This is a genomic window from Anaerococcus prevotii DSM 20548, from assembly GCF_000024105.1.
In the GTDB taxonomy this organism is placed as follows: domain Bacteria; phylum Bacillota; class Clostridia; order Tissierellales; family Peptoniphilaceae; genus Anaerococcus; species Anaerococcus prevotii.
The window spans coordinates 1,165,739-1,188,987 of record NC_013171.1 but is presented as its reverse complement, the minus strand read 5'-3'; the positions used below and the strand labels follow the sequence as shown (position 1 = coordinate 1,188,987).

Sequence of the window (23,249 nt, the reverse complement as noted above, 5' to 3'; positions counted from 1 at the left end):
AGAAGCAATGAAAATTTTAATTGTAGGATCTGGTGGAAGAGAACATGCCCTGGGAGAGAAAATTAAGTCTTCTGATAGAAAGCTTTATTTTGCTCCAGGAAACGCTGGTACCAGTGAAATTGGCGAAAATATAGACATAAAAGCTACTGATATCGAAAAACTTGTAGAATTTGCCAAGGAAGAAGAAATTGATTACACAATAGTGGGCCCAGAAGATCCCCTATGTATGGGCCTAGTAGACAGATTCCAAGAAAATGATTTAAGAGTTTTTGGAGTTAATAAGAAGGCTTCTAAGTTTGAATCAAGCAAGTCTTATTGCAAAAATTTCCTAGAAAAATATAAAATAAAGACATCAGCCTATCTGAGAAGCGAAGATAAAGAAGAAATCCTAACTTACGGAGAAAAATTAATAAAAGAAAAAGGAAAACTTGTCCTAAAAAGAGACGGCCTTGCAGGAGGTAAGGGAGTTTATATCATAGATAAGATAAGCGAGTTTAGGGAGAAAGCTACCGAAATCCTTGCCATGGATAAATTCTTAATTATTGAAGAATTTATAGATGGATTTGAGATGAGCCTCCTTGCCCTAACAGATTCTTCCACCATAATTCCTCTCCCAACAGCCAAGGACCACAAGAAAATCTATGATAGAGAAATTGGCCCAAACACTGGAGGCATGGGAACATATGCTCCCAATGTCGAGGCAGAAGCCTTTAAGGAAAAGATAAGTGAAGATATCCTTCCTAAAATCCTAGAGGGTTTCAATAAAGAAAACATCGACTACAGAGGAGTCCTCTTTATAGGCTTTATGATAAACGAATCAGGAATTTATGTTCTGGAGTTCAATGTAAGATTCGGAGATCCTGAAACTCAAGTCGTATTAGAGCTTATAGATAATGATATATTAGACCTACTTATGAAAACTTCTTCTAAAAAGCTAGACCAAGTTAAACTAGAAATTAATGACAAGAAAGCAGTATGCTTGGTCCTAGCATCAGAAGGATATCCTTTATCATATGAAGTCTCAAAGGAGATAAGATTTGATGAGGGAATAAAGTCAAAGATAATCCATGCTGGCACAAGGAAAGAAGAAGGAAAAATCCTAACAGCTGGAGGAAGGGTCCTAAATATCCTTTCAGTAAGTGATAGCTTTGATGATGCTATTGCAAGAGCCTATGAGGACAGCGAGAAAATCCACTTTGATGGTAAGTATTACAGGAAGGACATTGGCCCATCAGTTAAGAGAGTTTATGTTAAGAAAAAGGATGCTTACGACTTTGAATCCAAAAATTTAAGGGAAAAAATTCAAAATTCTCTAGGAATTAATCTTGAATCTATTAAGATTTACAAAAGATATGACCTAGAAACAAAAGATGAAAATATAGAAAAGCTTCTCTACACAGTCCTTGCCGAAGCTCCGGTAGATTCAGCTTACGCCTTTGATGATGCGCTTAATCTTCAGAAAAACTTTAAAAATACTATAGTAAGTGAGTACCTACCAGGTCAATTCAACCAAAGAGAGCAGGGTCTTATAGATACAGCTTCCCTTGTAATAGATGATCCAAATCTTTTAGTAAGGGCTGCTACAGTTTATGAAATTAGTGGAGTAAGCCCAGAGGACCTTGTAAAGATAGAAGAATTTATTATAAATCCAGTAGATTCTCATAGGGTTAATCTCTTAGGGATTCCTACAAGCCTTAAGTTAAGTCATGAGAAAAATCTAGAAAATATAAGCTATGACGGCTTTAGGGATTTTGATGATGATAAATTAAGGGATTTCATAGAAGAATACTCCTTGGCTATGAGTCTAGATGACTTAAGGATGGTTCGCGAATATTTCATTAGTGAAAATCGAGATCCAAACGAGACTGAAATTAAAATCCTAGACACTTATTGGTCAGATCACTGTAGGCATACGACCTTTAACACTTATTTAGATATAAATATCGAGGCAAAGACTCTTCTGGATGAAGCTGTTAAGGAATCCTTCAACAAATACCTAAAAATGAGAGATGAGCTAGGTATTAAAAAACCGATTAATCTCATGAGTTTTGGAACGATTCTTTCTAAATACATGAGAGCTAATGATAATTTCGATGATTTAGAAATTAGTAAGGAGATCAATGCTTGCTCTGTCTTCACCAAGGTAAGGGTCCTAAAGGATGGTAAGGAAAGCTTAGAAGATTATCTACTAATGTTTAAAAACGAAACCCACAACCACCCGACAGAAATAGAGCCATTTGGTGGAGCATCTACTTGTCTTGGGGGAGCTATAAGAGATCCACTTTCTGGAAGAAGCTATGTCTACCAAGCTATGAGACTAAGTGGAGCTGGAAATATAAAGGAAGCTTACGAGGATACCCTAGAGGGAAAACTCTCACAAGCAAAGATTACCAAGGAAGCGGCTTTGGGATATTCTTCTTACGGCAATCAAATTGGACTTGCAACAGGTCTTGTAGATGAATTCTACCATGAAGGTTATACAGCAAAGAGGATGGAGTGTGGAGCAGTAATAGCAGCAGCACCGGCTGAAAACGTAAAAAGACTTGACCCAGTCCCTGGTGATTTAGTTATTCTTCTTGGTGGAAGAACTGGAAGAGATGGTATAGGGGGAGCTACAGGCTCATCAAAATCTCACAAGATAACTTCCATCCAAACAGAATCTGCTCAAGTCCAAAAGGGTAATGCTCCAGAAGAAAGAAAGATCCAAAGACTCTTTAGAAGAGGCGAAGTAGCAAGTCTTATCAAAAAATGTAATGACTTCGGTGCTGGTGGAGTATCAGTTGCCATCGGAGAGCTAGCAGATGGAATTGATATATACCTAGATAAGGTTCCCTTAAAGTACGAGGGGCTAAAGCCTTTTGAGATTGCCATATCAGAATCTCAAGAGAGGATGGCTGTGGTAATTGATAAGAAAGATCTTGATGAATTTATGACCTATGCCAAGGAAGAAAACCTAGAGGCTACTTTAGTTGCGAGGGTTACAGACAATAATACTATGACCCTTTACTACGGAGACGATACGGTTGCCAAACTTTCTTATGACTTTATAAACACCGACGGAGCTGAAAGATTTGCCAAAGTCTCCTACATAAGCGAAGATAAGCCAGATCTTTTAAAAGAAAAAGATGATGATCCAAACAAATTCTACGAAAAGATAAAAGACCTAGATAGACTAAGTAAGAGAAATCTTATAGAGATGTTTGATTCATCCATAGGAAGAAATACTGTCCTAAGTCCTCTTGGAGGAAGGAAACTCTTAAACCCAGCCCAAGTTATGGCAGCAAGGATTCCAGTTGATAGAGGCGTATCAAAGACAGTATCTCTTATGACCTATGGTTTTGACCCAAAACTTTCATCAGAAAGTCAGTATCTTGGAGGATACTATGCAGTTGTAGAGTCTATAGGAAGGCTTGTAGCTGTAGGATCAGACCTAGAAAAAATAAGATTATCCTTCCAAGAATTCTACGAGTCAATGGATAGTGATAAGGCCTGGTCTAAGCCACTTAAATCCTTACTAGGAGCCTTTGAAGTATCAAGCTTCTTTGAAACACCTCCTATAGGCGGGAAGGATTCTATGAGTGGTAGTTTCGAAGATCTAAAGGTTCCACCAAGCCTAATATCTTTTGCAGTAACTACCGAAGATATAGAAAATATTATTACCAATGACTTTAAGGGATGTGGAAGAATCGGTCTTATAAGAACTTCCTATAAGAAAGACGGAAGCCTAAATCTAGAAGAATTAAAGGAGAATTTCCAAAATCTTAACAAGGATATAAGAGAAGGAAATCTAATATCTGCAATTTCTCTAAGTAGGAAGGGACTTCTGACAGATTTGTATGAGCAAAGTATAGGAAATACTGGTTTTACAATAGATTACGATAATCTCTACAATCCTATGTTTGGATCTTTCCTAGTTGAATATAAAGATGATCGTGACTTTATAGAAAATATTGGAATCTTTAGCGAAGATATCATCGTAAATGGAGTAAAGCTTGATAAGGAAAAGCTTGAAGATTCTTACCTCCATGGTTTAGATGAAATATTCCAAGGATATGAAAATACTTCCCATGAAAAGCTAAGTCCTAGCAAGCTTACTAGGAGATTAAAATCTAAAAATCATGTTTCAAAGCCAAAGGTTACAATCCTTGCTGCTCCTGGAACAAACTGTGAGCTAGATAGCGAGAAGGCCTTTAGGAAGGCAGGGGCAGATACAGAGATTTTAGTTTTTAGAAACCAAAATGAAAGCGAGATAAAAGAATCTATAGACAAACTAGCAGAGCTTATAAAAGAATCTCAAATCTTTATGATTCCTGGAGGTTTCTCATTAGGAGATGAGCCAGATGGTTCGGCTAAGTTCTTGGCTAATATTATAAGAAATGAGAAAATTTCCAAGGCAATAGATTATCTATTAAATGAAAATGATGGTTTGATAATAGGAATCTGTAATGGCTTCCAAGCTCTAGTTAAGACTGGACTCTTGCCATACGGCAGGGTTAAAATCCAGGAAGAAACTGACCCAACTTTAACATTTAATAGGTCATCACGCCACATAGCAAGTTTTGTTAATACTAGATGCTTGACTAATAACAGCCCATGGACAGTGGGAATTGACCTAGATAAGATCTACAGAGTTCCAATCTCCCACGGCGAAGGAAGATTTATTGTAAATAAAGAAAAACTAGAAGAGCTTCTAGACAATGATCAAATATTTTCAGTCTATGAAACTTCTCCTAATGGGTCTAACTATAATATAGAAGGAATCTTATCCAAAGATGGAAAAATCCTAGGTAGGATGGCCCATGCTGAAAGAGTTGATGATGATTTGTTCAAGAATGTTTATGAAGTAGAAAGAGAATTGTTGTTTGAAAATGCTGTAAATTATTTTAGAAAGGAAGAGAAATGAAATTTTTAGGAGATGGATTAACCTTTGATGACGTTCTACTTGTACCAGGACCTTCGGAAGTCCTACCAAACGAGGTAGATACGACCACCAAGCTTACAAAAAAGATTAAGCTAAACATACCAATAATGTCTGCAGGTATGGATACTGTAACAGAATCTCAAATGGCTATAGCCATGGCCAGACAAGGTGGGATAGGAATCATCCACAAAAATATGCCGATAAATGAACAAGCTAGGCAAGTTGATGTTGTAAAAAGATCAGAGCACGGGGTAATAACAGATCCCTTCTACCTTCATCCAGATAATCTACTCCAAGATGCCTTAGATATAATGAAAAACTATAAGATATCAGGAGTTCCTATAGTGGATAAGGATATGTATCTTAAGGGAATTCTAACCAATAGAGACGTAAGATTTGTCGAAGATCCAAATCTTGTGATTGATTCCATAATGACTAAGGAAAACTTAGTTGTAGGTTACGAGGGAATCAAGATGAAGGAAGCTATAGGACTTATGGAAGAAAGCAAGATAGAAAAACTTCCTATAGTTGATGAAGACTACAAGCTTAAGGGCCTTATCACAATAAAAGACATTGAAAAGTCCAAGCAATATCCTCAGTCTGCAAGGGACGCTAATAACAGACTAGTAGTTGGAGCAGCTGTTGGTATTACAAACGACATGATGGATAGGGTAGATGCCTTAGTAGCTGCCAACGTTGACGTCATAACCCTTGATACTGCCCATGGTCATTCTCAAAACGTCCTTACTGCTATAAGAAATATCAAAGAAAAATATCCCGACCTAGACCTCATAGCAGGAAATGTCGCAACTGCTCATGCAACTCGTGATTTGATAGAAGCTGGCGTAGACTGTGTGAAAGTAGGTATTGGACCAGGATCTATATGTACGACCAGGGTGGTAACTGGTATAGGGGTTCCACAAATTACCGCAATCATCGATTGTGTAGAGGAAGCTAAGAAATACGACATTCCTGTAATAGCAGATGGTGGTATCAAGTATTCAGGAGATATAACCAAGGCTTTAGCATGTGGGGCAGATGTAATAATGGCAGGTTCCCTCTTTGCTGGTACAGAGGAATCTCCTGGAGATACAATTCTTTTCGAGGGAAGACAATACAAGGAATATCGTGGCATGGGTTCACTTGCTGCTATGAAGGATGGATCTGGAGATAGATATTTCCAAACCAATACCAAAAAGTACGTTCCTGAAGGAGTTGAGGGAAGAGTCGCCTACAAGGGTCCTGTTGGAGAGGTAGTCTATCAGCTCTTGGGCGGACTAAAATCAGGAATGGGATATGTTGGAAGCAAGGACTTAGCTGAACTTTATGAAAAGGCTCAATTTATAAAGATAACTCCAGCTTCCCTTATAGAAAACCACCCACACAATATCACAATAACTAGAGAATCACCAAACTATTCTAAAAACTAGGAGGAATTATGACAGACGTAAGAATAATAATGGGTTCAGCCTCAGATGTAGAAATCGCCAAAAAAGTAACATCAATCTTAAAAGACTTCGATATTGATTACCAAGTATCTGTAATTTCTGCTCATCGTGCACTAGATCTTCTGGAAGAGACAATAAAAAAAGATGACTGTAGTGTCTATATAGGAATTGCCGGCATGGCAGCTCACCTTGCAGGAGTTATGGCAGGAATGACAATAAAACCTGTTATAGGAGTTCCAGTTGGTGGAAGTAACACAGCAGGTCTTGACGCCTTACTATCAATGGTACAAATGCCAAAGGGAGTTCCAGTAGCTACAGTTGCCATAAATGGTGGCAATAACGCAGCCCTCCTTGCTATACAAATTCTCGCTCTAAAGGATGAAGAGCTAGCCTCTAGACTAAAGGCTTACAAGAAAGAAATGCTTGAAAAAGTTCTAGCAGATGATAAAAATCTCGGTGAAATATAATGGCAAAACTAACTTATAAGGATAGCGGAGTCGATAAGGAAAAAGGCTATAAGGAAGTTGAATTAATCAAAAAAATCGTAAAAGAAACACATAGTAAAGAAGTCCTAACAGATATAGGAGGCTTTGCTGGGGCCTTTGCCCCAGATCTTACAGGAATTGATAATCCAGTTTTCCTAAGCGGAACAGATGGGGTTGGGACAAAGATTAAACTTGCTATGGAGATGGATAAGCACGATACAGTAGGGATTGATTGTGTAGCCATGTGTGTCAATGACATCCTCTGCCAGGGAGGAAGGCCCCTATTTTTCCTAGATTATATAGCGACTGGTAAGCTTAATCCAGAAAAAATGGCAAAGCTTGTCGAAGGAGTTGCAAGAGGATGTAAAGAAGCTTCAGCAAGTCTAATAGGTGGAGAGACTGCCGAGATGCCAGGTATCTATAAGGAAGATGATTATGACCTGGCAGGCTTTGCTGTAGGAATTTGTGATAGGGATAAGTTAATTGATGGGAAAAGTCTAAAAGAAGGAGATATAGCCATAGGACTTTACTCATCAGGAGTTCACAGCAACGGCTTTTCTCTAGTAAGGGCCAGCATGGAACAAGGAGGAGTCTCACTAGATGATAGATTTAGTGAAGAAGAAAGTATTGGAGAAAAACTCCTAAGACCTACCAAAATCTATGCTAAAGAAATCAAATCCTTACAAGAAAATATTGATCTAAAAGCAATCGCCCATATAACAGGAGGAGGTTTTTATGAAAATGTCCCTAGAGTTTTAGGAGATGAGTTGGGAGTAGACTTCGACCTAAGTAGGCTCAATCTCGATCCAATCTTTACTAAGATTCAAGAATGGGGCAACATAGATACGGATGAAATGTATCATACCTTCAATATGGGAGTAGGAATGGTAGTATTTGTAGACGAGAATGACAAAGATTTGGCCCTAGACCTCCTAGAAGGCAAGGCTCAAGTAATTGGTAAAGTAAGAAGCGGTAATAAGGATATCAAAATTAATTTATAAGGAGATTAAAATGGAGAAAGTATACACAGGAAAGACAAAAGACGTTTACAAATTAAATGAAGAAGAATATCTATTAAAATTCAAAGACGACGTAACAGGTAACGACGGCGTATTTGATCCAGGTGCCAACAGTGTGGGACTTACAATGGAAGGGGCAGGCCACCAAGCCGTTGCTATGACCAAGTTCTTCTATGAAAAATTAAATGATAAGGGCCTTACAACTCACTTTATTTCAGCCGACCTAGATAAGAACGAAGCAATAGTAAAAAAGGCAGAAGTATTCGGACAAGGTGTTGAAGTAATAGTAAGATATTACGCAGTTGGATCCTTCATAAGAAGATATGGCAAGTACATCGAAAGCGGAACAAAGATCGATCCTTATGTAGAAATCACCCTAAAAGATGATGAAAGAGAAGATCCACTAATCACCAAGGATGCCCTAGTTTTATTAGGAATAATGACTGAAGAAGAATACGAAGAGCTCAAGGACTTAGCCTTAAATATAGGTGAAATCGTAAGAGAAGAGCTAGGAAAAAAGGACCTCGATCTTTATGATATCAAATTTGAATTTGGTAGGATTGAAGATGGCAAGGTAGCCCTAATAGATGAAATCTCAGGGGGAAATATGAGGGCCTATAAGGGAGATAAATATATCGAGCCACTCGAACTTGAAAAAATAATGTTAGGTTAATTCATTAGACTCTAGCTAAAGCTTTGAGAAAGGAAGTTTTAGCTAGGGTTTTCTTTTGCCAAAAATCACTAAGATAATTTCATTTTATAAAATTGAAAGTATAATAATACCTATAATACGATAATGCTTTAACGTAAAGGAGAAAATTATGGGCTTATCATTAGCTATGAAAATACTCAAAAGTCACTTACTCAAGGGAGAATTAATTCCTGGCCAAGAGATTGCAATTAGGATCGATCAGACCCTAACCCAGGATTCTACAGGAACTATGGCCTATCTTCAGCTAGAAGCTATGGATATAGAAAACGTACAGACACGAAACTCCCTTGCTTACATAGATCACAACATCCTCCAACAAGGCTTTGAGAATGCAGATGATCACGAATTTATCAAATCTGCTGCTAATAAATATGGTATTACTTTCTCCAAGCCAGGAGGAGGAATTTGCCATCAGGTAAATCTAGAACAGTTTGCCAAACCAGGCGATACCCTCCTAGGATCTGATTCACACACTCCTACTGGAGGAGGACTTGGTGAGCTTGCCATTGGGGCAGGAGGACTTGAAGTTGCAGTAGCTATGGCCAGGGGCTTTTACTTTGTCAAAGTGCCTAAGATATATAGGGTAAATCTAAAAGGAAGCCTTCCGTCATATGCAAATGCCAAGGATGTAATCTTATACATATTAGGAAGGCTAAGTGTTAAGGGAGGAACTGGTTATATTATGGAATATAGCGGGGAAGGTGTAAAGTCCTTATCTCTTACAGATAGGGCTACTATTTGTAATATGGGGGCAGAGCTTGGGGCTACTACTTCGATTTTCCCGACAGATGAGAATACTAGAATGTATCTTAAGTCACAAAATAGGGAGGATGATTATATTAAGCTAGAAGCAGACCCTGACGCCTCCTATGATGAGACCATCGACATAGATTTAAGTGAGATTGAACCAGCTGTCGCAAGACCCCACTATCCAGACCAATATATGAAAGTTTCTGATTTAGGAAAGATAAAGGTTGATCAAGTAGCTATAGGATCTTGCACTAATTCATCCTACGAAGATCTGATGAAAGTTGCTTCAATCTTAAAGGATAGGACAGTTCATCCAGATGTTTCCTTAGTTATTTCTCCAGGATCAGCCACTATTCTAGAGAAAATCTCAGAAAATGGGGCCCTTGCTACCTTTATCAAGGCAGGAGCCAGAGTATTAGAGTCAGGATGTGGACCATGTATAGGGATGGGACAAGCTCCAAAGGCGGGAGCCATTTCCATAAGGAGTTTTAATAGAAACTTTAAGGGAAGGTCTGGGACTATGGATGCTCAAATTTATCTAGCAAGTCCAGAAACTTGTGCTGTAAGTGCTGTTATGGGCTATATAGCAGATCCAAGAGAAATATCATATGAGACAGACTTTGATAAAAATGTAAGCTTCAACCAAAGCCAAGCTTATTTTATAAAGCCAATCGAAGATAGGTCGAAGAGGGTAAAAGAAACAATTAAGGGGAAAAATATCAAAGACTTTCCAAAGGCAGAAAAGCTAAAGGATATAGAAAAGAAAGTAATCTACAAGGCAGGTGATGGGATAACCACAGATGATATCTGCCCATCAAATGCCAAACTCTTACCATTTAGGTCAAACATAGCCTATCTATCAGACTTTGCCTTCACTACCAAAATCAGCGACTTTAAGGAAAGGTGCGAGAAATATGGGGGAGGAATTATTCTAGCAGGAGAAAACTACGGTCAAGGCTCTTCTAGGGAGCATGCTGCCCTCATTCCTTTATATCTAGGAATCAAGGCGGTAGTTGCCAAGTCCTTTGCAAGGATACATAGGTCAAATCTAATAAACAATGCTATAATTCCTCTAGAATTTGTAGATCATAATGACTATGGCAAGATAGATGAATATGACGATATTAGAATTTCAAATATAAGAGAAGATATAGATAAAGGCGAGTTTATCCTAGAGGATTTAACAAAGGATATAAGGATTAGATTAAAAGCCGACCTATCGGAAAGGGAGAAGGAAATCCTCCTAGAAGGTGGCTACCTAAATTATGCGAAAGGATTGGAATTATAGGAGTATGTATGTAACGTTAATTAAGGGAGATGGGATAGGGCCAGAAATTACAGAGTCCCTAAAGAAAGTAGTAAGTAGTTTAAAAGTTGATATAGAATTTGAAGAAATAAATGCAGGTCTTTCTGTCTTCGAGAAGGAGGGGGTCTACATTCCCCAGACTTTATTTGACTCTATTAAGAAAAATAAAATTGCCATCAAGGGACCAATCACAACTCCCATTGGCCATGGATTTAGGTCGATTAATGTAGAGCTTAGAAAGAAATTTGACCTATATGCAAATATCAGACCCATCAAATCTCCAGGTCCACTCGATTTAAAGTTTGATGGAGTGGATATGGTTATATTTAGGGAAAATACTGAAGATCTATATGCTGGAGTTGAAGAGATGGTATCTGATAATGAGGCTCATTCGATTAAAATTATTACTAGGGAAAAATCAGAGAGAATAATAAAGGCAGCCTTTGAATATGTCAGGGCAAATAAGAGAGAAAAAGTCAGCGTTATAAGCAAGGCCAATATTATGAAGCTAAGTGATGGGCTTTTCCTTGATGTGGCAAGGGAGATTGCAAAAGAATATCCTGATATAGAATTCGAAGAGCTCCTAGTAGATAATACAGCCATGCAGATGGTGATTAATCCAGAAAGATTTGATGTAATAGTTACAGAAAACCTCTATGGAGATATCCTATCAGATCTTGGGGCTGGTCTTGTTGGAGGACTGGGACTTATGCCTGGAGTAAATAAGGGTAAGGACATTGCAATTTATGAATCTATTCACGGTTCTGCTCCAGATATAGCAGGGAAGAATCTCGCAAATCCTATAGCCCTTCTTTTAAGCTTCTGCTTGCTACTCGATGATATAGGAGAAAAAGATAAGGCTAAAGTTCTTAGAGGGGCAATCTATGAAACTTTGAAGGATAAGAAAAACTATACTAGGGACCTCGGCGGGACAAATTCAACTTATGGCATTACAGATACAATGATTTCTTTCTTGGGTGATAATAATGGATAAGAAACAAGAAGAAAAACTAAAGTTCTATGCCAAAGAGATTGAAAGAAATAATAAAATCAAAAAAGAAGTCTATGAAAATTATAATATAAAAAGAGGTCTTCGAAATAAAAATGGGACTGGAGTCCTTGTCGGAGTAACCCAGGTGGGTGATGTATCAGGCTATAAAATCATAGATGGAAAGAAAATCCCTAGCCGAGGTGAACTCTACTATAGGGGCTACCCACTTACAGAAATTGTTGAAGACATAGAAAGGGATAAAAGATTAGGTTTTGAGGAGATTATTTACCTATTACTCTTTAGCAAACTAGCCAATGAAGATGAGCTTAAATCCTTTAAGAGTATCCTAGTCGAAGAAAGAGCTCTGGCGGATGGTTTTTTTGAGGACATAATCCTAAAAGTTCCAGGGTCTGATATAATGAATAAGATGATGAGGTCTATGCTCGCCCTTTATACCTACGACAAAAATCCAGATGGGACAGATGCCCTAAATGTTCTAAGTCAATCCTTATCTTTAATTTCCAAGATACCAATCCTTGCAGTCTACTCCTACCAGGTCAAAATCCACAATTTTGATAAGAAGTCTCTGATAATCCACAATCCAGATGATAGGCTGACAATCGCAGAAAACATCCTTCAAATGCTGAGAAATGACCAAGCCTACGAGAAAGTTGAGGCTGAAATCCTAGACCTAATGCTAATAATTCACGCAGAACACGGGGGAGGAAATAACTCTGCCTTTGCAACCCATGTAGTCTCTTCATCGGGGACAGATACATATTCTGCTATAGCAGCAGGTCTTGCATCCCTTAAGGGTCCCAAGCATGGTGGAGCGAATCTCAAAGTAAGTAAGATGCTTAAAGATATTAGAGAAAACGTGGATGATTTAGATGATAGATCTAAGATCAAAGCCTATCTAGAAAAGATTTTGGATAAAAAAGCCTTTGATAAGAAGGGTTTAATATACGGTCTAGGTCATGCCGTCTACACCTTATCAGATCCTAGGGCAATTCTTCTTAAGAAAAAGGCCAGGGAACTTTCTATAATCAAGGGAAGGGAAGAGGATTTTCACTTTATAGAAAATGTAGAAAAAATAGGAAAAGACTTGATAAGTCAAAGGCAAAACAGGCCATATCCACCTTGCGCCAATGTAGACCTTTACTCGGGCTTTGTCTACGATATGCTAAAAATTCCTGAAGAGCTCTACCTTCCTATGTTTGCTATAGCAAGAACAGTTGGCTGGTCTGCCCATAGGTTAGAGCAAATTCAAGATGAGAAGATAATCAGACCTGCTTACAAGTCTCTAAATGACAGGAGGGACTATCTTCCCCTAAGAGAAAGAAAGTAAAGCATCCTATATGTTCTTAAGAAACTTAATAAACTTAATATAGAAAATTAGAATTCAGGTAAGTGCTTGGCTTGCTTGAATTTTTTCCTTTTGGGTAAAATTATAAGGTGAATAAAAAATAAATAGTGAGGATTATCCCTAATTTAAAGTAAATATTTTAATAATAAATTTATAAGTTATAGGAGGGTAAATGATAAGAGAAATAGTTAAAAATAATATAGGTATTATCTATCTTGATAGGGGAGAGAAGATCAATGCTTTAAATCTTGATATGATATATGAGATTTATGACATATTAGAAAAATGGAAGGATGACGGAAGAATTAGGGCAGTCCTATTTGATTCTTTGGCAGAGAAGGGATTTTGTGCTGGAGGAGACCTTAAGGAAGTCTATGAGGATTATCTAACAAATGACGATGAGGAAGATAAGGATAAATTCTTTAGGACAGAGTTTGAGCTTGATAAGTACATCGAAAGATATGAAAAACCGATAATCAGCCACTGGTTTGGGATAACCATGGGAGGGGGAATTGGCCTTACTATAAACTCCGACATAAAAATTGCTGATGAAACGACAAACTGGGCCATGCCAGAGACAAGACTTGGCTTTGTACCAGATGTTGGAGTATGTAAAGAGATTTCAAAGCTACCACAAGCCCTAGGCCAATACCTTGCCTTGACAGGATCAAGTCTTGGGGTAAGTGACCTTATTAAATATGACCTAGCAGATTTCTATATTAAATCATCTAAGTATGAAGAAATTATAAATAAACTCTTTAATTTATCTGTTCAGTATGAAGGAGATAGGTTATTAGATGAGTTTAGGAAAGTTTTAAGAGAATATGAAAATAAGGAAAATACTTCAAAAATAGAAGATGATTTAGGAAAGATTGAAGAATACTTCTCCCTCGATTCCTATAAGGAAATCTATAAGAAACTCAAGGCAAATACAAAAGATGACTTTGCTAAAAAAACTCTTGCCAACCAAAATGAGAGATTTCTTTTTATGTTAAGCCTACAATTTGAGAAATATTTCCTCTGCAAGGACTTAACTTATGCTGAAACAATAGATTTAGATTATGAAATTTTAAAATATTCAGTAGAAATCGGTTCAATGGAAGAAGGAATAAGAGTGACCATGATCGATAAAGAAGACTCAGCAAAGTGGCCAATTAGGAGTCTTGATGAAGTAGATATGGCAAAGGTTAAAGAGCTTTTGGGCATAGATAAGACTTATGAAGAAAGGCTTAGTAAATAATTAGCTCTAGCTTAAATTGGGTATAAATTTATTAATAGAGGAGGGGAATATGAATAAGAGAAAGATAAGTATGATATTTTTCATAATAGGTCTTTTGGCCTTTGGTATATCTTTGATCCTACCTGTTGATATCTTAGAAGCCTATACGAACTTAAGACCTGTAGGAATTGGAACTCTAATAGTTTGCCCAATACTTGGTATAGTTGGCTTATTATTTGCTATCAAGGAAAAGACAATAACAGTTGCCTTATTAAATGTCTTACTGATTTTATCATTTCCACTAGTGATGCTGATAGGATATAGCTTAATGTAAGTACTAGCTTCTAGCTAAGGCTGGGAGCTGGTTTTATTTATTATAGAAGAAAACATTTGCATAAGGAAGAAGGAATAAATGACTAAGAAAAAAATAGCAATTCAAGACACCTACGGAGAAAGATTCAAACACTGCTGGGGATGTGGATCAGATAACGAATCTGGACTTCACCTAAAATCCTACCCAAGTGAAGATGGGAAATCTTGTATAGCAGAAATCGTCCCAGATGATAAATACACAGGCGGAGTCCCACAAAACCTATTTGGAGGAATGATAGCCATGCTATTTGACTGCCACGGAACAGCTTCCGCTGCCTACTTCAAACACAGGGATAAGGGCCTTGACCTTACTGAAGATACAGTAATAGGAAGATTTATCACAGCAAGACTTGAAATAAACTTCAAAAAACCAACACCTATGGCTGAGACTGTAAGAATAATAGCAGAGCCACTAGAGATAGGTGATAGGAAAGTGATAGTGGATATGAAAATGTACGCCAAAGAAGAATTGAGAGCTGTGGCAAAGATGGTTGCCGTAGCTGTAAAGGATAATATGTAAGGATTAATATTTAATAAAGAGATTTATTAATAGTTTAAAGAGCTTGTTAGTTATTTATCTTATATTGAAATATTTTTAAGATATTTCAGAGAAAATGATGAGTACTGCTAGCTCTTTTTTAAGTTAAAAAGATATTGTATTGACAGCTAATGAGTATTAGCTTATAATATATATAAGGCTAATGACTATTAGCCTTGGAGGATTATGTGAACACTAGAGAAAAAATTTTAGATAAATCTTTAGATTTATTTTCCGAAGATGGATATTCTGATGTAAGTTTAGAGAAAATTGCTTGTGCAGTTGGTATCAAGGCACCATCGATATACAAGCACTTTAAGTCAAAGAAGGATATTTATGATAGCCTCTTGGCTACAGCTATATGTAAGGTGGACCAACGTCTAGAAGGGATCGATAAATATGTAGTTAATAAGGGCCAGTCAAATAGGCTTGATATTCCTAGACTTTCTATCGATATATTTGAGTATCTACTTCATGATAATTATGTTTCACGAATTAGGAAAATGATTTCAATAGAGATGTATAAAAATCCCCATGCCATGCAGTTTTATGTGGAGAAGTTTATTGAAAACCCAATTGCCAAACATGAGGAGTTTATTAGAAATCTGGGAATCAAGGAAGATTATGACGTAAAGGTCCTAGCGACAATATTTTACTCACCGATACTTCTAGCAGTTAAGCTATATGATGCTGACCCAACTAAGGAAGATGAACTAGTAGATTTATTGAATAAATCTTATAAGAGGTTAGAAAATATACGGAGATAATATGGAGGAGAAAATATGAATTTGAATGAGAAATTTACAACTTATGCAGTAGGAAAAACTTTATCTTATATTCATAAAGATCCAGAGAAGAATTTGCCAAAGGCAGTGAGCCTTGCTAGAAAGATTTCCCCAGATGCCTATTCTTCACAAATTGATAGGATTGAGGAAGTTATAAATGATCCTGATAATGTTTTTTATAAATACATTATAAACATGTTAGATACTATCGATGAGGACGTTTTTGATAAGACAATTACAAACTTCATGCTCAATGGTGTTTTGTTTAGTGAAGATCTTAAGAGAGAAACAAGAGAAAAATACAATTGCAATGTCCCTTGGACAATCCTACTTGATCCAACTACAGCTTGTAATTTGAAATGTACTGGCTGCTGGGCTGCAGAATATGGTAAGAGCCTTAACCTTAGCTATGATGAAATAGATGACATCATTAGACAAGGTAAGGATATGGGTATTTATTTTTACATATACACAGGTGGCGAGCCTTTAGTTAGAAAGAAAGATGTTTTAAAGATTGCTGAAAAACACAACGATTGTGAATTTTTAATATTCACTAACTCTACCTTGATTGATGATGACTTTGTCGATGAAATGCTAAGACTAAAAAATATCGTTCCTGCTATTTCTGTTGAAGGATCTGAGTTTACGACAGATGCTAGAAGAGGAGACGGTACTTATAGTAAGGTCCTAGAAGCTATGGATAAACTAAAGGAAAATGGACTTCCATTTGGTATATCTTGCTGCTACACATCTATGAATTATGAATCAATTATAAGCGAAGAGTTCGTAGATGATATGATCGATAGGGGAGCCTTATTTGCTTGGTATTTCCACTTTATGCCTGTTGGAAAGGGTACAGGCAAAGAGCTTCTTCCAAAACCAAATCAAAGAGAACATGTCTATCATGAATTAAGGAAATTTAGGAAGACTAAGCCACTGTTTTTCCTAGATTTCCAAAATGATGCCGAATACATTGGTGGATGTATTGCAGGTGGTAGGAATTATCTGCATATAAATGCCAATGGAGACGTTGAGCCTTGTGTATTTATCCACTATTCTGACTCAAATATTAGAGAAAAGAGCCTACTAGAAAGCTTACAAGCTCCATTATTTATGGCTTATCACGATGGTCAACCATTTAACGAAAATATGTTAAGACCATGTCCAATGTTAGAAAATCCACAACTTCTCAGAAATATGGTCAAGAAAAGCCAAGCCAAATCAACAGATATTCTAGAAAAAGAAGAAGTGGATGATCTTTGTGATAAGTGCGAAGATTACGCAAGTAATTGGAAACCAACAGCCGATAAGCTTTGGGAAGAAAGTCTTAAGAGATAAATAAGGAGAAAAAAATATTTGGATAATAAAGAGATTCATTTAATAAATTATTATGATGATTTTGATACGACTTTGTCTTGGTATCAGGACCCTACACTATGTAAGCATGTTGATAATATAGACTACACTTATGATTTGGATAGACTTATCAGAATGTATAGGTATCTATGTAAAAATGGTAAGTGCTTTTATATAATGTTTGGTCAATCTATAGTTGGTGATATAACTTTATTAGATAATAATGAGCTTGCGATTGTTGTAGCAAAGGAGTACCAAAATAAGAAAATAGGAAGACGTGCCTTAGAGATATTAATTGATATAGCAAAGAAAGAAGGAAGAAAGTTTCTTAAAGCTGAAATCTATAGTTTCAACATTCAAAGTCAAAAGCTTTTTGAATCTCTCGGATTTATAAAAAAAGAAAACGAAATGTATATCCTCAATTTAGACTAGAGATTAAATCAAAATGAACAATTGTCCCTAAAAAGCTTATGAGTATTTGCAAAATATATATAAAAATCTCATGAGCAAACCATAAATTAATCTTTTCACTTATTAAGGAATTTCTAAAAGATTTTTTATGATTTAGGGACTTTTGTTCATATGTTTTCATAATATACTTAGCTACCTGCCTATTATAGATTATATACAAGAATTTTATTCCTTTCCAGACATTTTTAATATTTCTATACTTATTTTTAATCGCAGATTCTGTAGATAATTATTTCATGTGTTCGTACAAATTTATTCGTATTTCTTAAATCAACCAACAATTATTCACGCCTAATCCATTAAATCTTGTAAAAATCCCTCCATTAATATAAACTATAACTAATATAGGAAAGATTGAGCTTAAAGGAAAATGGTACAAGATTGATATTGCTATTTTCCTTGAGGAAGGATGGAATCTTAATGAAGATACTAATAGTTGAGGATGATAGAAATATAGCAAGGCTTTTATCAGAAGAGCTTAGGGCATGGGCTTATGAGACCTATGAAATAAGGGACTTCTCCAAGGTGGTAGAGGAAGTAGAAGATTTAAAGCCTGATCTAATCCTTATGGATATTTCTCTTCCTTTTTTTAATGGATTTTACTGGACCCAAGAGATTAGGAAGAAATCAAAAGTCCCTATTATTTTTATATCCTCTCACACAGAGTCTATGGATATAATCCAAGCTATGAATTTTGGAGCGGATGATTATATTACAAAACCAATTGACATAGCAGTAACTAGGGCAAAGATTCAAGCAGTCCTTAGGAGAGCTTATGATTATAAGATAGATTCAAATATTTTAGAATTCGATAATGTCTATCTCGATCTTTCCAAGGCGAGTATTTCCTTTGGGGAAGAGACTACTATTTTGACAAGGACTGAGCTTATGATTCTTGAAAGTTTATTTGAATCTAAGGGAGACATAGTGATGAGGGAAGATATCATAGAAAAATGCTGGCAAGACGAGAACTTCATAGACGATAATACTCTCGCTGTAAATATCACAAGATTAAGGAAAAAGCTAAGACAAATTGGCAAGGATAATTTCATAAAAACTAAAAAGGGAATGGGATATTTCCTAGAGGCAAGTAATGAGTAAATTAAAGGATTTTCTAAAAAGTCAAAACCACATAATCGGATTGTTTTTTTTATTTGCCCTTAGCTTCTTTGCTATATTCATTCTATCGGAATTTCCTTTAGACAAATTCCTCTTGGGATTTGAAATTTTAGGATTTTTCTTCATAATATATTTATCTATTCAATATTCAAAATTTAGAAAAGAAGAATCTTTTAAGGAAAAATACGAAAACTTATTGGATGAGAATAAGAGATTAAGAAGTGCCTATATCAAGGAGAAGAAAGACTTGGAAGAGTATTTTCTCCTATGGACCCATCAGATCAAAACTCCAATTACTGTTGCCAACTTAATCTTAAACAAAAAGTCTGATCCTGATACTAAAAAGCTAAAAGAAGAAATGTTTTATATTGAAGAATATACAAATATGGCGATTAACTATATCAAGCTTACAGATAGGGCAACAGATATGGATATAGAAAAGGTTGATTTAGATAGGCTTATCAAGACCCTTCTTAAAAAATATTCCTTGATTTTTATTAACAAGAAAATATCTCTCGATTATAGAGATACCGAGGTTGAAGTTCTCACAGATTCTAAGCTTCTTTCCATAATGATTGAACAAATCATATCCAATGCCTTAAAATACACTGAGGATGGAAAGATTAGAATTTTCTTTGATAAGGAGAAAAGCACTCTTTCAATCATGGATACAGGAATAGGTATCAGAGATGAAGACTTGGTCAAAATATTTGATAGGGGATATTCGGGATTTAATGGCAGAGTCAATCACAAATCAAGTGGACTGGGCCTATTTTTGGTGAGGGAGATTTCTAAGATTTTGAAGCTTAGGGTAGAAGTTAAGTCTAAGTTAGGTCAAGGAAGTGAATTTTTTATAATTTTCCCAGCCAATCTTACAAAATTGTAAGTTTAAGAGTCATCTTGTAATATTAGATAAATGCTAGAAATATTTATATATTCTATAATATAAGTATAGAAAAGGAGACGAATATGCCAATATTAGAATTAAAAAATATTAAACGCATTTATGAAAGTAAGAACATAAAGACTGAGGCCCTAAGAGATGTGAACTTATCGGTAGAAGAAGGCGAGTTCATTTCTATAATGGGAGAGTCGGGAGCAGGTAAGACTACTCTTTTAAATATTATAGCTACCCTCGATAGGCCATCTTTTGGAAATATTAGTCTAAAGGGCAAAGATATGACAAAGCTTAAGGATAGTGAGCTTGCATCTTTTAGAAGAAAAGAGCTGGGCTTTGTCTTCCAAGACTTCAATCTCTTAGACCAATTTACAAATAGGGATAATATCTACTTGCCTCTTGTCCTATCAGATGAGAAGGAAGAGCTTATGAATAAAAGACTAGATGAGATTAAGGAAAAACTTGCTATAGAAGAAATTCTAGATAAATACCCTTACCAAATTTCAGGTGGGCAAAAGCAAAGGGTAGCCATAGCTAGGGCCTTAATTACAAGGCCTGCCCTACTTTTAGCTGATGAGCCAACGGGATCCCTTGATTCAAACTCTTCAAATATGATCCTGGATTTATTTACTAGGGTAAATGAAATGGGTCAAACTGTCCTTATGGTAACCCACTCCTTAAATGCAGCTTCTTTCGCGAAAAGAGTTCTTTTCATCAAGGATGGAGTCGTATTTCATGAAATCTACAAGGGAGAAGGAGAAGAGCGTAGCGACTTTATGGAAAGGATCAACAAGTCACAAATCATGCTATCAAGGGGTGATTTATAATGAATAAGAAAATCGCCCACAAATTTGCCCTAAAAAACCTCAGGGCACACAGACTAGTCTATCTTCCCTTTATCCTATCATCTGGGATAATGCTTATGGTATTTAATATTATGGCAAGTCTTTCTGCTAACACTTATGTAAGAGAAAGACATGCCTCTCTTCCGACTGTTATTAATATAGGAATTGTTATAATAGGTCTACTAACTTTTATCTTTTTATTATATAGTACAAATTTCCTAAACAAGAGGAGAAATAAGGAATTTGCTCTTTATGGAATTCTAGGACTTGAGAAAAGACATATAAGAAAAATTATTTTCTTAGAGTTATTGATTGCTTTTGTCATAATAGGAGTGATTGGTCTTATAGGAGGATATATATTTGGTAAGCTATCCTTCCTTGCCTTAAATAAACTAATGAAAGATGTTGCGGGAGGCTTGATGGATTATCCTTTCTCGTTAAAAGCGATGACAGAAACTATTCTTCTTCTTCTCCTAGCTCTTTTAACAAGTTTATTTGCAACGAGTCTAAAAATATATAATTCTACTCCTGTAGAGCTTTTAGCTGATCAAAAAAGTGGGGAGGGAGAGCCTAAATCAAGATATATTTTGATGGTTTTAGGTTTTGTCTTGCTTTTATCAGGCTATTACATAGCTATTACGACACAAGGTATCCTAAAAAGTCTTGGATATTTCTTCCTTGCAAGTCTTATAGTAATGCTTGCGACATATATTCTGTTTATGTCATTTTCTGTAATTTATCTAAAAAGACAGAAAGAAAAGAAGTCCTACTACAAGAAGGAAAGATTCCTAGCTGTATCTGGACTTTTGTATAGAATTAAGTCAAATGCTATATCCCTTGCTAGTATTTCTATAATGAGCGTTGGCGTAATCATAGCCCTATCCGCATCATTATCTATATACGATCGAATAGAGTATTCAGCTACAAATGTTGTTCCAAGAGAGTACAATCTGGATAGTCCAGTAGAGATTGATAAAGACAATCTAGAAGAAGAAAAAGAAAAACTTAGAAGTATTGTTCAGGCCACTACAGCTAAGGGTGGAAAAATCACCAATGACTTCATATCCTATGGACTATTTACCGGTATCCAAGTAGACGGAGATAAGTTTGAGACCTTTATGGGAGATGGTAAACATAAACCATATTTTCTAGTGGCTTGTGACCTAGATGGCTACAATAAGAGAGTCGGTAAAGAATATAAGTTAGCTGATGATGAGATACTCCTTACAGCTAATCAGAAATTTATGTTGGATAAAGATAAAATTGAAATTGCAGATAGGACTTATAAGGTTAAGATTATCGATAACTTTATCCCTTCTAATGTCGCTATCGAGACTTATGGCATAGTTGTAAAAGATTTTGATACTATTAAATTTCTATCTAGCGAATTTAAGATATTTGATAGGGAGACGTCAAGCTATAAGGACTCAATTATTTCTCTTTCAGCAAACTGGGACGTCACTAGTATAGATAAGAATATTTATAGGAAAAACCTAGAAGAATATTCTAAGGATAAGGATATAAATATCGAATACGCAGATAAGTATCTGGAAGATGCCTATGAGCTTTACGGAGGGTTCGTATTCCTGGGAACAATAATCGCCATAATCTTTCTCATTTCAACTATTTTGATAAGTTATTACAAGCAAATAAAAGAAGGCTTTGAAGATAGAAAGAAGTATGAGATTATGAAAAAGATTGGTCTAGAAGATAAGCTAATCAAAAAGACGTCTGCTTCTCAGATAAGCTATCTATTTGCAGCTCCTCTGGTCTTTGCTATAATTAATTCTCTAGTAGCTTCCAAAATAGTCTACCAGCTTCTAGCACTTTTTGGAGTGATGACCTTTATGCAATACGGAAAATACTTCTTCATCATGATAGGAGTCTTTGTAGTAATATATTATATGATATTTAAAATAACAAACAGAGCCTACTACAGGATAGTAAGTAGGTAAAAGTAGCCGCTTAGGAGATGGTCCTGGCGGCTTTTTTAATCTTATGTTATAATTAGATAAAGGAAATGTTGAGATATTTTAAGAGGTTTTATGCAGATATTACTTATGATATTATCCCTAGTAGATGGGATTTTTGCCCTAATTAGGGATAACGATCAAAGAATTATATATTCATTTAGAAGCATGGGAATTGGTCTTATGGCGATTGTCGTATCATATTGTTTTGATGCAGAAAAAATATCCAAAGAAGATTTGACCTATGCAATGGATGTAGTCCCAACTATGGCAAAAGTTTGTCTAGGCTTTGCTGTCCTGCTTATCTTAATTAATGGTCTTGTGATTTATAGATATTGGAAGGAGATTAAATGAAAGTTTTTGCTCTTATGTTAGCTCTTACTGGCCTTGTTTTTCTGTTCTTTGGCTATAAGATTTACTTTAAAAAGTCCTATGATTTAATCAATGGTTTTGAGAAAGACTATAAGAAGGGACTTAAGGATGAGAATTATGCTATAAGAGTGGGTAAGATTTATTTTCTTATCTTTATAGCTATGGAGATTTTGGCAATTTATATTTTATCTTAAAAGGTGGATTATTGATTTTAATCCACCTTAATTTTGTTAAACTAGGCAAACGTTTTTGTTAAAAATTAAATAATAATGACATTATGATTTCTATATGATAGAATGAAATAAA

At 35.8% G+C, this 23,249-nt stretch carries 20 protein-coding genes; all 20 read left to right on the top strand.

Annotated elements, in window-relative coordinates:
• Positions 1–7: 7 nt before the first annotated feature.
• The 20 genes from APRE_RS05645 to APRE_RS05550 all read left to right on the top strand — a co-directional run bounded on the left by APRE_RS05645 (position 8) and on the right by APRE_RS05550 (position 23,137).
• Positions 8–4,903: a phosphoribosylformylglycinamidine synthase gene (locus tag APRE_RS05645; protein WP_015778037.1), complete on the top strand. Its 4,896-nt coding sequence runs from the start codon at positions 8–10 to the stop codon at positions 4,901–4,903.
• Positions 4,900–6,351 carry an IMP dehydrogenase gene (gene guaB, locus APRE_RS05640; RefSeq protein WP_015778036.1) on the top strand — a complete coding sequence of 484 codons (1,452 nt, stop codon included), beginning with the start codon at positions 4,900–4,902 and terminating at the stop codon, positions 6,349–6,351. The genes APRE_RS05645 and guaB overlap by 4 nt, the downstream gene beginning before the upstream one ends.
• A gap of 8 nt (positions 6,352–6,359) precedes the next feature.
• On the top strand, positions 6,360–6,836 hold the full coding sequence (gene purE, locus APRE_RS05635; RefSeq protein WP_015778035.1) for a 5-(carboxyamino)imidazole ribonucleotide mutase: 477 nt from the start codon (positions 6,360–6,362) through the stop codon (positions 6,834–6,836).
• Positions 6,836–7,855, top strand: a complete 1,020-nt coding sequence (purM, locus tag APRE_RS05630; RefSeq protein WP_015778034.1) for a phosphoribosylformylglycinamidine cyclo-ligase — start codon at positions 6,836–6,838, stop codon at positions 7,853–7,855. The genes purE and purM overlap by 1 nt, the downstream gene beginning before the upstream one ends.
• Positions 7,856–7,865: 10 nt before the next feature.
• Complete coding sequence (locus APRE_RS05625; protein ID WP_015778033.1) at positions 7,866–8,546, top strand: phosphoribosylaminoimidazolesuccinocarboxamide synthase; 681 nt, start codon at positions 7,866–7,868, stop codon at positions 8,544–8,546.
• A gap of 148 nt (positions 8,547–8,694) precedes the next feature.
• Positions 8,695–10,623 (top strand): aconitate hydratase, encoded by a 1,929-nt coding sequence (locus APRE_RS05620; protein WP_015778032.1) that lies wholly within the window; start codon positions 8,695–8,697, stop codon positions 10,621–10,623.
• A gap of 4 nt (positions 10,624–10,627) precedes the next feature.
• The gene (locus APRE_RS05615) at positions 10,628–11,635 is read left to right on the top strand and encodes an isocitrate/isopropylmalate dehydrogenase family protein (protein ID WP_041449706.1); all 1,008 of its coding nucleotides are present in this window, start codon (positions 10,628–10,630) and stop codon (positions 11,633–11,635) included.
• On the top strand, positions 11,628–12,980 hold the full coding sequence (locus tag APRE_RS05610; RefSeq protein WP_015778030.1) for a citrate/2-methylcitrate synthase: 1,353 nt from the start codon (positions 11,628–11,630) through the stop codon (positions 12,978–12,980). Before APRE_RS05615 ends, APRE_RS05610 begins: the two co-directional genes overlap by 8 nt.
• A 190-nt stretch (positions 12,981–13,170) precedes the next feature.
• Positions 13,171–14,238, top strand: coding sequence for an enoyl-CoA hydratase/isomerase family protein (locus APRE_RS05605; RefSeq protein WP_015778029.1), 1,068 nt, complete (start codon positions 13,171–13,173; stop codon positions 14,236–14,238).
• Positions 14,239–14,287: 49 nt separating this feature from the next.
• Positions 14,288–14,551 (top strand): hypothetical protein, encoded by a 264-nt coding sequence (locus APRE_RS05600; RefSeq protein WP_015778028.1) that lies wholly within the window; start codon positions 14,288–14,290, stop codon positions 14,549–14,551.
• A 78-nt stretch (positions 14,552–14,629) separates the two neighbouring features.
• A complete protein-coding gene (locus APRE_RS05595) occupies positions 14,630–15,109 on the top strand; it encodes a hotdog domain-containing protein (RefSeq protein WP_015778027.1) in 480 nt (159 codons plus the stop codon).
• 206 nt (positions 15,110–15,315) lie between these two features.
• Positions 15,316–15,894, top strand: coding sequence for a TetR/AcrR family transcriptional regulator (locus tag APRE_RS05590; protein WP_015778026.1), 579 nt, complete (start codon positions 15,316–15,318; stop codon positions 15,892–15,894).
• 15 nt (positions 15,895–15,909) lie between these two features.
• Complete coding sequence (locus tag APRE_RS05585) at positions 15,910–17,250, top strand: radical SAM/SPASM domain-containing protein (RefSeq protein WP_015778025.1); 1,341 nt, start codon at positions 15,910–15,912, stop codon at positions 17,248–17,250.
• Positions 17,251–17,268: 18 nt separating this feature from the next.
• The gene (locus APRE_RS05580) at positions 17,269–17,700 is read left to right on the top strand and encodes a GNAT family N-acetyltransferase (protein ID WP_015778024.1); all 432 of its coding nucleotides are present in this window, start codon (positions 17,269–17,271) and stop codon (positions 17,698–17,700) included.
• A 459-nt stretch (positions 17,701–18,159) separates the two neighbouring features.
• Entirely contained in the window at positions 18,160–18,840 is a 681-nt protein-coding gene (locus APRE_RS05575) for a response regulator transcription factor (protein WP_015778023.1), read from the top strand.
• Positions 18,833–19,744 (top strand): sensor histidine kinase, encoded by a 912-nt coding sequence (locus tag APRE_RS05570; protein ID WP_015778022.1) that lies wholly within the window; start codon positions 18,833–18,835, stop codon positions 19,742–19,744. Before APRE_RS05575 ends, APRE_RS05570 begins: the two co-directional genes overlap by 8 nt.
• Positions 19,745–19,827: 83 nt before the next feature.
• The gene (locus APRE_RS05565) at positions 19,828–20,583 is read left to right on the top strand and encodes an ABC transporter ATP-binding protein (protein ID WP_015778021.1); all 756 of its coding nucleotides are present in this window, start codon (positions 19,828–19,830) and stop codon (positions 20,581–20,583) included.
• Positions 20,583–22,556, top strand: coding sequence for an FtsX-like permease family protein (locus APRE_RS05560; protein ID WP_015778020.1), 1,974 nt, complete (start codon positions 20,583–20,585; stop codon positions 22,554–22,556). The genes APRE_RS05565 and APRE_RS05560 overlap by 1 nt, the downstream gene beginning before the upstream one ends.
• 90 nt (positions 22,557–22,646) lie before the next feature.
• The gene (locus APRE_RS05555) at positions 22,647–22,925 is read left to right on the top strand and encodes a hypothetical protein (RefSeq protein WP_015778019.1); all 279 of its coding nucleotides are present in this window, start codon (positions 22,647–22,649) and stop codon (positions 22,923–22,925) included.
• Complete coding sequence (locus APRE_RS05550) at positions 22,922–23,137, top strand: hypothetical protein (RefSeq protein ID WP_015778018.1); 216 nt, start codon at positions 22,922–22,924, stop codon at positions 23,135–23,137. The genes APRE_RS05555 and APRE_RS05550 overlap by 4 nt, the downstream gene beginning before the upstream one ends.
• Positions 23,138–23,249 lie beyond the last annotated feature (112 nt).